This is a genomic window from Prevotella sp. P2-180, assembly GCF_002251435.1.
In the GTDB taxonomy this organism is placed as follows: domain Bacteria; phylum Bacteroidota; class Bacteroidia; order Bacteroidales; family Bacteroidaceae; genus Prevotella.
Window position 1 is genome coordinate 51,606 of the sequence record NZ_NPJI01000103.1, and the last position, 15,394, is coordinate 66,999.

At 48.8% G+C, this 15,394-nt stretch carries 9 protein-coding genes; 3 read left to right on the forward strand and 6 right to left on the reverse strand.

Going from position 1 to position 15,394, the window contains the following annotated elements; all coding sequences use genetic code 11:
- Position 1: 1 nt before the first annotated feature.
- Entirely contained in the window at positions 2-1,348 is a 1,347-nt protein-coding gene (locus CIK98_RS14605; protein WP_172409976.1) for a TlpA disulfide reductase family protein, read from the forward strand.
- A gap of 223 nt (positions 1,349-1,571) precedes the next feature.
- Here CIK98_RS14605 and CIK98_RS14610 read toward each other — a convergent pair whose 3' ends face one another.
- The 6 genes from CIK98_RS14610 to CIK98_RS14635 form a co-directional block, all read right to left on the reverse strand.
- Positions 1,572-3,143: a PKD-like domain-containing protein gene (locus tag CIK98_RS14610; protein WP_094385505.1), complete on the reverse strand. Its 1,572-nt coding sequence runs from the start codon at positions 3,141-3,143 to the stop codon at positions 1,572-1,574.
- Positions 3,144-3,205: 62 nt separating this feature from the next.
- On the reverse strand, positions 3,206-4,006 hold the full coding sequence (locus CIK98_RS14615; RefSeq protein WP_172409977.1) for a DUF4843 domain-containing protein: 801 nt from the start codon (positions 4,004-4,006) through the stop codon (positions 3,206-3,208).
- Between the two features lie 21 nt (positions 4,007-4,027).
- A complete protein-coding gene (locus CIK98_RS14620) occupies positions 4,028-5,458 on the reverse strand; it encodes a RagB/SusD family nutrient uptake outer membrane protein (RefSeq protein WP_094385509.1) in 1,431 nt (476 codons plus the stop codon).
- 105 nt (positions 5,459-5,563) lie between these two features.
- On the reverse strand, positions 5,564-8,671 hold the full coding sequence (locus CIK98_RS14625; protein WP_094385511.1) for a SusC/RagA family TonB-linked outer membrane protein: 3,108 nt from the start codon (positions 8,669-8,671) through the stop codon (positions 5,564-5,566).
- An 87-nt stretch (positions 8,672-8,758) separates the two neighbouring features.
- Positions 8,759-10,741, reverse strand: a complete 1,983-nt coding sequence (locus CIK98_RS14630) for a hypothetical protein (protein WP_141210561.1) — start codon at positions 10,739-10,741, stop codon at positions 8,759-8,761.
- A gap of 50 nt (positions 10,742-10,791) precedes the next feature.
- A complete protein-coding gene (locus tag CIK98_RS14635; protein WP_094385514.1) occupies positions 10,792-12,156 on the reverse strand; it encodes a TlpA disulfide reductase family protein in 1,365 nt (454 codons plus the stop codon).
- Between the two features lie 368 nt (positions 12,157-12,524).
- On the opposite strand from CIK98_RS14635, the gene CIK98_RS14640 reads away from it, so the two are divergent.
- Both CIK98_RS14640 and CIK98_RS14645 read left to right on the forward strand, forming a co-directional pair.
- Positions 12,525-14,003: an L-fucose/L-arabinose isomerase family protein gene (locus tag CIK98_RS14640; protein ID WP_094385516.1), complete on the forward strand. Its 1,479-nt coding sequence runs from the start codon at positions 12,525-12,527 to the stop codon at positions 14,001-14,003.
- Positions 14,004-14,091: 88 nt separating this feature from the next.
- Positions 14,092-15,039 carry a DUF3857 domain-containing protein gene (locus CIK98_RS14645; protein WP_094385518.1) on the forward strand — a complete coding sequence of 316 codons (948 nt, stop codon included), beginning with the start codon at positions 14,092-14,094 and terminating at the stop codon, positions 15,037-15,039.
- Positions 15,040-15,394 lie beyond the last annotated feature (355 nt).

A 15,394-nucleotide genomic window follows, 5' to 3' on the forward strand; every position in this document is an offset into this window, starting at 1 on the left:
AATGAAAAGATTTCTGATTATCGCTGCCCTCGCCATCTCTACGCTGACAGTCAAGGCCGGGAGTGCAGTGTTTAACATAAAGAATGCGGGCGGAAAGCCCGTGTTCTTCCAGCCACAAGACTCCAGCAAGTTTATCACAATAGCCTCACGTGACACCACCTTCAGCTATGGAGTAGACAAACCACGCTACTTCAACCTCGTAATCGACGGTTCCCGATATTTACCGCTCTTCTGCACCCAAGGCAGCACCACCACTATAACTATTGCCGCCGACGGCACATCCACGCTCGACGGTACGTTCAAGAGCGAAAACACGTTTATGCAGCAGCATCCGTTCAACTGCACCACACCGCAGAGCATAGCCCCCTACTCCCGCGAATGGACAGAATACAACGAAGAAGTCCTTGCCACACGTCTCAATGAACTACATGCTTCAGGCCTAAATGCCGAGTTCAAGAAAGTACATGCCGCATATCTCAGCAACACATTCCTCTATCAGCGAATAAACGGAGCACAGACCTCGCTTACCTTCAGTCCGGAAATAAGCCAGAAGATAGAGCTTGCGCCCGACTATTATGACTTTCTGAAAGACGTGAAGTTCGACGACCCTCTGATGCTCAGCTATCCAAAATGGTTTGACACCATCGACAAGTCTTTTGAAGAGATGGAACGCCACGGCTTTATACCTACCTCACCCGACAGCTATATGTCTGTCTATGCACGCAGCATCACCGACCCCACTCTGCGCTCCCAATACATCGTAAGCATGGTGGAACTATCACTGCGCAAAGGTTACTATGCCGATGTCATCAACCAGTATGACGATTTGATTTCGCTCACTACAGACGATAGTCTGCGCAACCGTATGACAGAGCTGAAGGCAATGGCTGAAAAGGCAAAGGCTGCCGACAAGCTCATCGGAGCGCAACTGCCATTTTTCACGGGCAACACTGTCGACGGAAAGAGTTATACTCTTGCCGACTTCAAGGGCAAATACATCGTGTTAGACTTCTGGTTTACGGGCTGTGTGCCATGTAAGGCCGAGATGCCATACTACGACCGCCTCGCCGACGAATTGGCAGCCACCGGCATCCAGTTTCTCTCCATCTCGCTCGACACCGGCAACCAGCTCATGGCCACATGGAAGAAGATGATGACATCACGTGCCCCGTCGAATGTACTCTATCTCAATATCCCCGGCGGCTTTAAGTCAGACTTCATAAAGCAGACAGGCATCAAGTCGGTGCCGCGACTGATGATAGTGGATAAAGAAGGCACCATCATCGACTCCTGCGCCAAACGTCCTTCCGACCCGAAGCTGAAAGCCAAGCTGAGTAGCTTGAAATAAAGACGGATGAGAGCCCCTATTCCTATTCGTGGGCAAAAACAATTTCCCTCGTGGGAAAAAAAACTTCCCCCGTGAGAGACAAATATTTCTCTCACGGGGGAAGTATTTTTACTGAAGTTCCCTACCAAAAATCCACCGCAATAGGAGGGTGAGTGTCTCACTCACCCCATGCCGCAATGCAGCCGATTTAGTTTCTTTTGAGGCGAGGGGCGGTCAGCGCGCTTTACTTCTTCTTGTATATCATCTTTACCGGACGATAGAACACGTTGTCATACTTCTCGAGTACGGTACCCTTGTCGGTGTCTATTACCCATAGACTGCCGTTCTTGCCCGACTTGGTGGGCTCGTAGAAGGCGACATAGGTCTTCTTGTGGTCGGCACTCATCTCAAAACCGGTGATGACGGCATCGGCAGAGCCTACGGTCTGGAGCACGTCGGCGGCAGTGAGCAACTGGGATGTGGTGTAGTTCCAACGGCGCACCTTGTTGCCCTCGGCAAAGAGAAGGGAGTAGTAGGTCATATTGGCAATGGTGGGAGTGGTGGGGGTGAGTGGACATTCGCCTACCATGGCAATCTTGGTGCCACCATTGTCGTCAAGCACAGTCTCTGAAGTGTCGAAGTTATACTTCCACAGCGACGTGGAGAGCACAACCTTCTGCACGAGCATTCCATTGTTCACTACTACGAGAATCTGCGGGTCGGCAGTGGCAGACTGTGCGTCGGTCATGCGCACAAGTGTCATATTGCAGAACGTGCGTCCATCGAAGTAGTTGTTTGTGCCAGTGCAGGTGGCTCGGGTCTGATGGTAGTTCTTGCTGCAGTAGTATGGACCGTAGCCGTTGTATATCTGTACGAGGGCACCTATCTCTTTGTCCCATGTAAGGAGTTCGTAGTTCCATCCTGTGCCGTTGTCGCGCACTATCATCGTCTGGTCGTAGGTGTACTTGAGCTTTGTGGGTTTCACGAGAGCACCCTCAGTGGTTGAGAATTCATACACCTTTCCGTTTTCACACATCACTGGGTAAGCCACACCCGATGCATCCATCGACGGAATGCCGAGAATGGTGGGTTTGAAGTCGTCGTACTCAGTCACCGATAGCATGTTTTCCACCACCATTGTCTTCTCATTTATATAATATAAGGTGGGCACGTCCTCTCCGCTCATTCCCTTTCCCTGACATGCGATGATAAGGCTTCCTGCGCTCTGCACTATGTCGGCAGGCATGGAGGCGAAGTGCATGTCTGGATTGTTTACTTCGAGACAGTCATAGTCGTAGAACATAGCCTGTTCGTTGCCGATAGGCTTTTGCATGAATGATATGAATGGGCGTCCGTCGGCATCGGCGCTGAGCACGGTGATGCCTTCCTCGTATGGCGAGTTGACGTTGAGCTTAAAGGGATAGAAGGTCTTGCCGTCCTCATTTTCGAGAATGAGTCGGCAGTTCCAGCTACCAAGTTCCTTACCTGTGAATGTGAGTGTAGGCTCGTTGCTGTACACCTTCTGGTCAATCTCCCATGTAGTAGTAACGGTCTTTCCCCCGTTGGTTTGCGAGAATTTCGGTGTAACGGTGAGCGTCTCGTTCTTGTTGATGTTGTAAACCTCAGCCACGCTGGTCGAGTCTATCACTATTTCCGCCAACGGCCGGTCGCCCAATGTCGTGTCGTCGCTGAAGCACGACACGAGAGTGAGGGCTGACAAGGCGAGACAAAAAGCCTCACCCCCGACCCCTCTCAAAGAGAGAGGGGGGAATATATGCTTAAGCATTTTATTTATTGTCTGTTTAATTGTTTTCATAATTCTTCATTCTTAATTCTTCATTCCTCATTCTTCATTCTTAATTCTTCATTCTTCATTTCTCAATACGGACTTGGGAAGTCGAATGGGAAGTCAGGATATGCCTCGACTATCATGTCGTGGTTGGCGGGATTGGAGAAGAACTCATACATGGGGGCGTAGATATACTTCTTGAATATCGTGCGATAAACGTACGGGTCGCCGTATGGTATGTTCTCCAGGTTTTCTCCGTAAGCCTCCACCATTTTTTTGTAGGTCTCGGGCAGTATGTCGGCAAGTGCATGGAAATACTCCACCATCTTGATGAACTTGTATGGATGCCATACGCCGAGAGTCGACACGTCCCAAACCTTTTCGCCGTGTGCGCTGAGCCATTCCGGTTGTTCGATTGCATTGTCGAACGTGAGAATACGGTGCTGGCTCGCCGTATCGAGAGTAGGCTGGAAGAACTCGTTCTCTTCGAGAATGAGGTGCAGCTTATACTTTGTGTATCCCGTGGCGTATGTGCCTTCCAGTCCGTCGCGCAGTATCTCCACAGGTATGTAGCCGTTGATAGAGTCAGGCAACACCACAGCCTGTCCCAAGTTATACTGCACACCCTCTTTTGCTGTGGTAAGTTGCGGGTCAACCCTAAACTTCACCGTACGCTGTTCTCCACTTGTCGGTCCCATAATGCGGAACGGCACCTTGTAAGTATATGTTTTCACCTCTATTGGTGTCACGCTGAACGAGTAGTTTAGCGTGTCCTTGGTGAAATAGACGCCATTATTGGCAGTGTCAAAAGTCATGTAGTCTGTTTCGCTACACGACACGGCAGTCATTGCCGCCACCATGGCGATAGGTATTATCCTTGATATTTTCATGTTAAAATACATTATCTGGTATTAATTCCTGTTCTCTTTCTCTGAGTCTGGCACTGGCACTGTGTAAATGCCATCTTCAGGTTTGTATATCACAGAGTTGTCGTAAGAAGAAATGCTAAGGTTCTGTCGCTTCATGTTGAAGAAGGTCTGTCCCTCGCCTATCATCTCCTTATAACGCTCTGTGTTGATCATGTCGATGGTGAGGCGTTCTGCACCTGTGCCGTCAAACGGGTCGAGTCCGCGGTTGGTTATCACATCATTGTAGTAGTCCACAGCCTTCTGATAGTCGGTGTCGAGCAAGCATTCAGCGGCAATGTAGTACATCTCCGGCAGACGGATGAGGTTGATACCCTGTACAAGGTCAGCAGGGCGTGCCGATGAATTGTTCTGCAGGTCGTAGATGTCGGTGAACTTGCAGAGTCGGTACTTTGCCGTTCCTCCGAGGTCAACGGATGTAAAATAGGCATTGGTGCGGTAGTCGAGTCCGCTCACTCCCTTTTCATACATCTCCATGAAGTCATTCCTTAGGTCGAGCGACGAGTAGGAGACAGTCTGTTGTAGTTTAGGGCTTACTAGAGAGTAGAATCCCGAATAGTAGATGCCGAAGAGACACTCTTTCTTCGACAAAACTCCTGCCACGTCGTTTATCACCTCAGTCTTTGTCTTAAGCTGTCGTCCGCTCTCCCTTATCACCTTTTGTGCATATTCGAGAGCCTTCTGCTTGTTGCCCATAGTGAGGTATACCCTTGCCAGAAGAGCCCTTACGGCGTGGAGGTTGAGGTGAATCTGTCGGTCGGTCATGAATGCCGTAGAATTCTTGTACTGGTCTTCGCCCTCAAGCAGTCGCTCCGCCTCGGTGAGGTCAGCAATCACATGGTTGTAGTTTTCAGCCAATGACTCGAAGTCAGGAGCCACGAGCGAGAACTGAGTTGCATATGGAATGCCGTCGGCATTTGGTTTCACCGTTATCTGGTCGGCAAAAAGTCTCATGAGGTCAAAGTGCATGAAGGCTCGCAGAGCAAGTGCCTCACCGCGGTAGATGGTTGCGGGATATGTCGTGGCGTTTTCCACTAACGGTGCGTTGATGACACTGTTTACGTTGGAGATGTTGTTGTACATGTCGGTCCACAGCGAAGCAAACACGTTCTTAACGCTGGTGTTGCCGTAGTTGTATTGTCCGAGAGCCGTGACACTTTGGTTTCCGTAGCACCATAGTGTCTGCGACATTATCTCGAGAGCGGAGAAATACATTTCCTGTCCGTAGAGCGATGTGGAGCGCAGTTTTGCGTACACTCCGTATATAGCGTCTTCCACGCCCTCGTTAGTCTCGAGCAGTTCGTCCCGCTTCACCTGTCCGTCTGGAGTGATGTCGAGATAGCTGTCGCATGATGTGGCGGCACAGGCCAGGCCTATAACCATAAATGTCTTTGCTAATATCTTTTTATAGTTCATATCTTTTGATTATTTTGAAGTTAAGGAAGTGAATTCTTCATTCTTCATTCTTCACTCTTCATTCTTCACTCTTCATTCTTCACTCTTCATTCTTCACTCTTCATTTCAAAGCGTTACGTTCACATAAAACTCAAATCCCTGACTGTAGAGATAGTCTGTGCCTCGCTCTATTTTCACAGTAGAGAGTCGCAGTATGTCGGTGAAGTTCACACCGCAGCGGAGGTTGCGTACATACATGCGTCGGCACATCTCGTCGCTGAACTCATAGCTGATGTTGAGCGTACCGAGAGTGAGAGTGTTCTCTTTCTCGGCAAAGCGGTCGGTCTGCTCAGGACGCGAACTGTCGGCAATGTTCTTGTACAGTGCAATGTCGCCTGGCTGCTTCCATCTGTCGTCAAACACACGCTGGTCAGCATTGTATTTCGGGTTGCTACCCTCCACCTTGCTCACACGTGTGGTGTTGTATAGCCAAGCTCCGAGTCGCATGTTCAGCAGTGCGTATACGTTGAATCCTTTCCAGTATACGTTGGTATTGACGGTACCTGTATATCGCGGTTCGGTATCTCCGATGAGCACTTTGTCAGCCGAGTCGTATGTGAATGTGAGTTCTCCGTTGCGCTTAATGTAAATCTCCCGTCCTGTGGCAGGGTCGATACCTGCCGAGCGTACGAGCTTGAGGGCTGTAGTGCTCTCACCCTCGGCATACTGTGGCAGAGGTGTGAGCGACAAGCTGGAATTCTCCTCGTTCTTGTTGTTTATCTCTTCGAGAGCCTTATTTATCTTCGTTATCTTGTTGCGGTTCATATATCCCGAAGTACCGAGTTTCCAGTAGAAGTCCTTTGAGCGGAAGATATATCCGTCCACCTGGAACTCGAGACCCTTATTTTCCATTTCTCCAAGGTTTGAGGTGGCCTGTGTCACACCGGTCGATGGAGGCATGGAGCGGTCGAGCAGCAGGTCGGTGGTCTTCCTCACGTATGCGTCAAGCACGAAGTTGAGTCTGCGGTCGAACATTGAGAAGTCGAAACCTATGTTGTAGTTCATGGTGCGCTCCCATGCGAGGTCCACATCGCCAATGGTGAGTGGTACGGCACCTATACCATTCTTATATTCGTATGTGTTTAGGTACTGGTACATGGTCATGGCCTGGAATGGCGAGAAGCTCACCTTTCCGGTGTATCCCATACTGAAACGCAGCTTCATGAGGTCTATCTTCTTTTTTATCGACTTCATGAATTCCTCGTTGAGAATGTTCCATCCGGCACCAGCCGACCAGAAGTTACCCCATCGGTTGTTTTCTCCAAACTGCGATGAACCTGTCATACGCCATGTTCCGTCAACGAAATACCGGTTGCGGAAGGAGTAGTTGGCAGTAAGAAAGGCTCCCACGGTGGCAGTCTCGGCCTGCGAGCCGTATGGCTGTCGGTCAGAAGGATAGCCTGAGGCGTTGCCGATAAACGAGAGCTGGTCGTTGAAGAAGCCTATGGCCTCGGTGTTTTCCGTACGCGACTTGTCGTGGTTCACTTCCCATCCCAACGAAGCGGTGATGAGCGATTCGTCGGCGAAGAACTTGTTGTATGTTCCCACGATATTGGCGTCGTAGCTTGTGGTGCGTGTGTCGGCTTTCACGAGTTGTCCGCGCTTGGTGAGGTCGGGCTCGTTCTTATAGCTCTGCGACTTTGGCGAGGTGAAGGAGTCTGACCATCCGAGAGAGCTCTGGATGTTGAGGTGACCGGTCACGCGAAACTGCTTGTTGATGTCCCAACGCACGTCGGTGCTGTTGTTGAACGAGTGTGTGCCTGCCTTTGAGTAGCTGCCGAGCTGTGCCTCGTAGAGCGGGTTGTTCATGTCCCACGAGAGGTTGGTGTTTGCCGACCCGTCTTCGTTGTACATAGGGTCATAGGGGTTCATTCTTGTATATTGCGAGAACGAGCCGTATGGTGTGTTCTTTGTGTCTACTTCAGAATATGTGGTACGGTTTGAAATGGTCACCACATTCTTTATGAAGTAGTCGAGTTTGAAACCTATGTTGTAGCGTTTGCGGTAGTCGCCCTTCATCACACCCCGTGTGTCGCCGAAGCGTCCCGACAGTTCGTAGCGCATATTCGATGCACCGCCGTATACACGCAGTGAATGGTCTTGCGAGAATGCCACACGTGCCGGCTGCGAGAGCCAGTCGCTGTTCTGTCCTGCCGCCACAAGCTTGTATCGCTCGTTGTAGAGTCTGTCGAGTTCATACTGCTCAGGCAGTCCTGTTACAGAGTTCACGGCACCCTTTGCGTCGTATAGACCTGCCAGTTGCTCATACTTCAGCTTGTCGGCTGCATTGAGCACATTGTAGTCGCCAAGCATCGGAAACTGCAGGTTACCGGTGAAGTTATACTGCACTCTCACTGTAGAGTTCTTTATCGGCTTACGTGTTATGACAATCACACCATTTGCCGCCTTCGAACCGTAAAGGGCCGTAGCCGATGCATCCTTCAGCACGTTGATGTTCTCCACCTCGTTCATATCAAGGTCATAGAGTTCCTGCATGGTAATTTCCGTTCCGTCGAGAATAATGGTTGGCTGGTTTACGTCCTGACCGGAGTTAGAGAACGAGCTTGTTCCGCGCAACACGAGTTCCTCCACGTGGTTAGGGTTGGAGCCTTGCGAGGAGTTCTGCACCACAGCCATGCCAGGTGTAAGTGCAGCAATGGCGGTGAGTATATTTGTGTTCGACACCATTTTCAGGTCTTCTCCCTTGAGCTGAGTCACCGAACCCGTAAACGACTCTTTTCTTTTGTTTACGTAACCCGTCACCACTACATCCTGGATGGTCTGGGTGTCGCTATCCAGAAATACTTTCAGGTTGCCGAGTCCCTTGGTCTTCGATGTTATGGTTTGAGTCACCATACCCATATATGACACTTTTATCTCAAAGTTTCCAGCCGGAACACTGATTTTGAACTTTCCGTCGATGTCGGCCGATGTACCAGTAAGCAACTTTTCCTTCACATACACGGCAATGCTTGCCCCTGGAAGTATTTCTCCTGTAGCCTTTTCGTACACCACTCCTTCGACGACTACCACGTTTTTCGCCTGCACACCATTTTGCGCAGCGTTCTGTGCGAATGTCTGTGTTGACGTTGCGCCGAACGTTGTAAGTGCCGCCAAGAGGCAAAGCCTTGTGACGGCATTTCCGATGTCATCTTTTCTTTTGATATTTTTCATTGGCTTAACTAAAAACGATAACGGTTTCCTACGGCTTTACTGTTGACAACCGTAGGAAACCGTCGTTATTCACTGATTAAAAAATAATTATCTTACTATCATCTTTGTTGTGCCCTCTGCTGTCTTCTTGATGACGAGTCTGTTCTTCATGCCGTTAAGAGCCTTACCGCTGATAGCACGCCCCTGGAGGTCGAACATATACTCGCCCTGCTTGTTGCTTGCAGAAACTACAGATTCCACACCGGTTGTTATCTTAGTGGCAGTCACATTCTCATATAGAGCAAGACACTTCTTGTCGTTGGTCTTATAATTCATCTCCCAAAGGCTGAACGAACCGAGACTGATAGAGCCGTCTGTATTGCGTGTGATACTAATAGGTGAATTTGAGCCATTCATATCATATATCATCCAATACGTCTCACCAGGAACAATAGTCTTGACAAACTTGTCGGAAGCCATTTCAGCCTTGTCGGCATCCTCCTCTGAAGGAGTGAAACGGATACCACCATAATTGGCTGCCTTAGCATCCTCAGTAATGAACGTAGTGATAAACTGACCGTATTCGCCTGCCGGATCAATCACTATAGGGAATGTGGTTGGATAGTCGCCTTCAACATACTTGGTGACGGTGGCTGTAGCCTGGTATGAGCCGTCCCATGTCTGTACGACAGGAGCCTCTGAAGTTATGGTGATTTCCTGTACGGAAGCAACGTATGTCTTTTCTGCACCGTATTCTCCCTTCACGATGAAGAAGTTGGACAATGAGAATGTACCGTCATCATTGCGCTTGAGGGTAAGAGGAGTCTGACCACCATTGGCATCCACCATCTTGTACCATACAGTATTGTCTTCGCTTGACTTGAGATAAGCGGCTCCATAAAGACCTGTAAGAGAAATCTCAGCCACGGTCGGGTCTTCGTCAGAAATAGTCAACTTAAGACCGCCATTGTTCACATTACCTACATTGCATCCAAGAATAGAAGTAAGATAGTATGCGTCGATAGCCTCATAATATGTGATCTCGAAGTCTGACTCATTCGGGAATGAATCAGCACCGCCTGAGAAGTCGAGAAGACTTCCTACGGTCATCTTGAATTTTCCAGCCCATGAGAACTCAGGAGCATCGGCCTGCTTCTTGGCACTGCCGTTCATCCACCACTGGACATTATTGTTTGTTTCTCCTACCTTAGCAACAATCACAAGAGCCGAACCTGCAGGCATTGCCTTCTCTGAAGAATAGGTGAATGTGAACTTGCCAGTGAGGTTTCCATTCAAATCGGCAAGATAGTAGGCATTTGCCTCGTCGATGAGCACATTGTCAAACGGAATGGAAAGGGTGTTGCCGTCGAAAGTGGCATCGAGAGTGAATGGGGTAATACCCTCTATGTTTATCGTAGCCTTGTATGACTTTGCATTACCATTCTGTTCAAGACTCATGGTATATTCTGTTGGAAGAACGGAGCCCTCCATTGTACCATAGTCGCCTCCACCCGTTACCTTCCAGTTGCCAGAGATGTCTGGTATGTTGATTGCCTCTGCCTCGATGAGTGTCAGCTTCACATTTGTGAACTTGGCGAACACTTCACATGTACTTGCGCTATTGTCGCAGTTGCCCACAAGTGAGAAGTCATTGCAGGTCATAGCCTTTGTAGAAGGGTCATAAACAAAGACGAGTGACTCTATTTGTGTTTCACCGAAAGGATATGTACCATTGATGTCCGAATAATACAGTCCACCCATTGCGCCGTAGTTGTTACCACTGGGGTTCTTTACCTGGAATTTGCATTTCTCGGTGTTGATATTGTTCACCTTCATGGCCTCCGTAGCATTGTTCACGGCGAAGCCTGTTATCTGTGCTTCATAGATGTTGGCTGCATCTTTTGTGATTATCACTTCGCCTTCCTTAAGGATGTTGGCCTCAGAGGCCTTGCCGGCCTCTGTCACTACCACGTCGGCCGTAAATTTATACTTGCCGAAAAGGTCAGCCATGGAAGCCACTTGTGCCTTGGCGCTTGCGCCACACAGTAACATCATGCAAAGGATGATGTTGATTGCGTAAATTTTCTTCATATTCTCTCTGTTTTATTTATTAATAATGGTTTCTTACCAAGTAATGCCCGTCACTTCAGTCCCTCAAGCAGTTCCTTCAAGGCGAAGCCCATGCTGGGGCGTGGGGCGTTGTACATGTATAGCTTGCCCTCCTTGTCGTAGATGAGGAAGAAGGGGATGCCCTTCACGTTGAGGGCAGTGCCGAGAGTACCTTCGCTGTCGTGCCACTGGTTGCCGTGAACCTTCAGCTCTGCCATCTTCTTTTTCCAGGCCTCCTTGTTCTTGTCGATGGATATTGAGAGGAACACCACTTCGTCGCTCTCCAGTTCCGACTCAAGCTTCTGCAGATGGGGCACCTCACGGCAGCATGGCACACACCACGACGCCCACATATCTATATATACATACTTACCGCGGAACTGGGCGAAGTCCATCTCCTTGCCGTCGGCATCCACCAGCTTCACGCTGGCTGGGAACGGACTGCCCTTCACCGTAGACCGGTTTGCCTTAAACGTGTTTACGTATTTCTTGTCGAGACCATGCTTTTGTGTCACCTCCTGCAGCTCAGCAAGGCCCTCTTCAAACTTGTTCTCATAGTCGAAGCGGCTAAGATATTTGTCCATCACTGCCTCACACACCTTTGTTGTGAGCTCGCTGCAGGTATAGTTGGCATAGAGCGAGTCCATCTGCTCCTTCAGCGATGCCTGTCGTGGAAGGAAGTTAGCCACGAGCGATGGCACGATGGGGAATACTACACCCAAGGGGTTGTCCACCACGCGATATGGCTTGTCCATCACCTCCTCACCCTTCACCGGCAGTGCATCCGGACGCACTCCAAGGATGTTGGGCAGCGAAATGAAGGAGTTGTATGTGGAGGTGTAAGCCCACATATTTATATATTTAGTCACCGTGGCGTCACATTTCGGGTAGACCGAGAGTATTGAGTCGGCTGCCACCTGGTATGCACGAAGCATCGAGGTGAGTTCCGCCTTGTCGTCGGTTCGTTTTTCCCACATCATCCGGTCGTTGGCCGACACGAAACGTCCCATGGCCGAGAGGGCTTTGTTATTGTCGTCGTTGTCAGCCACCGGCATGTTGCCATCCATCGTCATGTCCACGGTGAGTGCGGCGTTGCCACTCTTTGCATACACTGGTACGATGGTCTGCGTCTGCTTGTATATAAAGATGAGTCGGTAGAGTCCTTCGGGCGATGCCTCCACATCGAGTGCAAACGTATTGCCGTCAAGGCTCATCTCTTCCGCCTTTGCATCTACGGAAGACGACAACGGCTGTGCATACATCTTTACTCCCGCCAGTTCCTCATTTCCATTTTTCAAGTTTACCTTTAAGGTCTTTGTGTCAGCCATCGCAGAAGAAGATACAGCAAGGGCAATCACCAAAGACATTATATATACTAATAGCATAGTTTTCTTCATAGATGATATTATTTTGCTTAAGAAATCCGTGCAAATATAGAAAGAAATATCCAAACCTCCAAATTTTATTGCATATTTATTACAGAAATATGTTGTTTTGCCCCAAAAATGCTATATTACCCGCACTTATCAACACTTTTGTATAAAAAACAGTTTCTTATTGTCTTTTTGACACTTATAAAAGCGTCCATACTCTTCATGAGTACAAATATAAGACAGATAACATTACAATAATGATATTACTCTACAAGCCTCAAACAACAAAATTTGCATAAATCAGAAAAAAAAGTAGAAAATCCTTTGCAGTTTCAGATTTTTGCTTTACCTTTGCAAAAATGAATCATTAATTATAAAAAAATAAATCTTTTATGCAAAGTACTAACATTCCACAAGTCAAGCTCGGCATCATCGCCGTTAGCCGTGACTGTTTTCCAATCGCGCTGTCAACACAGCGTCGTGAGAACATCGTGAAAGCCTACAAAGGCGAACTCTTTAACTGTCAGACAACTGTCGAGAATGAGAAAGATATGCTCAAGGCAGTGGCAGAAGTGAAAGAAGCTGGATGCAACGCTCTCGTAGTGTTCCTCGGCAACTTCGGTCCTGAGACTCCCGAAACTCTTATTGCAAAGAACTTCGACGGTCCTTGCATGTTTGTAGCTGCTGCTGAAGGCGACGGCGACATGATCAATGGTCGTGGCGACGCTTACTGCGGTATGCTCAACTGCTCTTACAACCTCGGCATGCGCCACCTCAAGGGCTATATCCCCGAATATCCTGTAGGTACAGCAGAGGAAGTGGCTCAGATGATGGCAGAGTTCGTTCCCGTAGCTCGCGTTATCATCGGTCTGAAGGGCCTGAAGATTATCACATTCGGTCCACGTCCTCAGGACTTCTTCGCCTGCAACGCTCCTATCAAGGGCTTGTACGAACTCGGCGTAGAGGTAGAGGAGAACTCTGAGCTCGACCTGCTCGTAGCTTACAAGAAGCACGAGAACGACCCACGCATCGACGCAGTTTGCGAAGATATGGCAAAGGAAATGGGCGAAGGCTGCTACTACCCAACTCTGAGCCGCCGCATGGCACAGTTCGAACTCACTCTGCTCGACTGGGCTGAGGAGCACAAGGGCTCACGCCAGTATGTAGCATTCGCCGACAAGTGCTGGCCTGCATTCCCAAGCCAGTTCGGTTTCGAGCCTTGCTACGTAAACAGCCGTCTCGTAAGCCGCGGTATTCCTGTTGCCTGCGAGGTTGACATCTACGGTGCTCTCTCTGAGTACATCGGTATGTGTGCAAGCGACGACACCGTTACTCTGCTCGACATCAACAACTCTGTACCAAAGTACATCTACGACGAAGACATCATCGGCAAGTACGGCTACAAGCTCACCGACACCTTCATGGGCTTCCACTGCGGTAACACTCCTCAGTGCAAGATGTGCTCTAACCGCAAGATCAAGTATCAGCTCATTCAGAACCGTCTGCTTGAGAACGGTGGCGAGCCAGACTTCACTCGTGGTACTCTTGAGGGCGACATCGCAGCCAGCGACATCACATTCTATCGCCTGCAGTGCGACTCTCAGGGCAACCTCCGCTCTTACATCGCAGAGGGTGAAGTGCTCGACGTTCCTACACGCTCGTTCGGTGGTATCGGTATCTTCGCTATTCCTGAGATGGGCCGCTTCTATCGCCACGTCCTCATCCAGAAGGGCTATCCTCACCACGGTGCAGTTGCCTTCTCTCACATCGGCAAGACACTCTTCGAGGTGTTCAAGTACTTAGGCATTCAGGACATCGCCTACAACCAGCCGAAGTCCCTGCCTTATCCAACAGAGAACCCTTGGGCATAACACACATTATTAATTATATATAAGGCAGGCTCAAAAGGCCTGCCTTTTATGACGATTTCCCCTTAAACATTTGTTCGGCAAGTTTTGTATGAAACAATTAATTATCTTTATTTCATTATTCTGTGCCTTTGGTATATCTTCATTTGCACAGAACACCAAGTTCGGCAAACCCACCAAAGAAGAATGGGAGCTTAACAGTGTAAGTTTTGCCCCAAATGCCGAAGCTGTAGTGCTCTATAAGTCCGTAGATGTGTCCTACAAACTCCAAAGTGGCTTCAACGCCTTAGGCAGCGGAGGCGAAGGCTCGCTCGACGACAACCAATTCGCCCCTTCTGGCACCAACAAGGACATCAATCCGGAAAACACCTCCATGCTCTACAAAGTCAATGTGAGAATAAAGATTCTCAAAGACAGCGGTGCCGCTTATTCAGCAATGGACATCATATCTTTCAACGACGATGAAGATTTTGACTGTCGCGACGAGTTCTATGAGATGAACATTACTCTATTCAGGCAGGTAAACGGCAAGGTAAAGAAAAAGAGACTATCAGCCGCAAATATTAAGGACGAGAGAATAGACAACCACTACTGCATACGCCACATCCGCATTCCCGACGTAAAAGCCGGCGACATCCTGGAATACCAATACCAATTGACCAGCACCCGCAGCACATACATCTACGACACGCAGTTGCAGGAAAGCATACCTGTACTCTACTCAAAATGCAAGATGGAAATACCAAACATTCTCCAGTTCAACGTCAACAGACCCATAATTCCGAACGTGACAGCTTCTGTGGCTTTGGGTAGTATAATAATGGCAAGTACAAACAACGACTATAAACTCGCCAAAAAGGTCGTAAGCAATGTCTACACCATCGAAGCCCGCAATCTTCCTGCCTATGCAGGTGAGATTAATCTTCAGAACCTTTCGAGTGGCGAGGTACATTGCGTGCGCACCCAACTGAAAGACAAACGCTACGACGTGAAGCCCGACGTGTCCGGTCCCGTACGCCATTTGGTGATTGGAAGATAAGTTTTGCCTGTATCATGACTATTGATTAATATACAGAACAGACTGTATTGATTTTCTCACTCAGGCTATTCAGTATATATCACTAAGCCTATTATATATTTATGTAACCACCCTGTTCGTTTTACGTTCCCCACTGCGGTATGTACATTCCGCAGTGGGGAACGTACATACCGCAATGGGGAATGTACATACCGCACTGCGGAACATAAAACAAAAGCCTGTTCTTACGACATTGGAACAGCTTAAGTGAACACTTTCCGCCAACTGTATTCACACATTCACCACTACTATCCACATACCACAACAGCCACGTGTAGGGTCTTACCTCGTGTAAGACCGCCCTCTACAACGATAA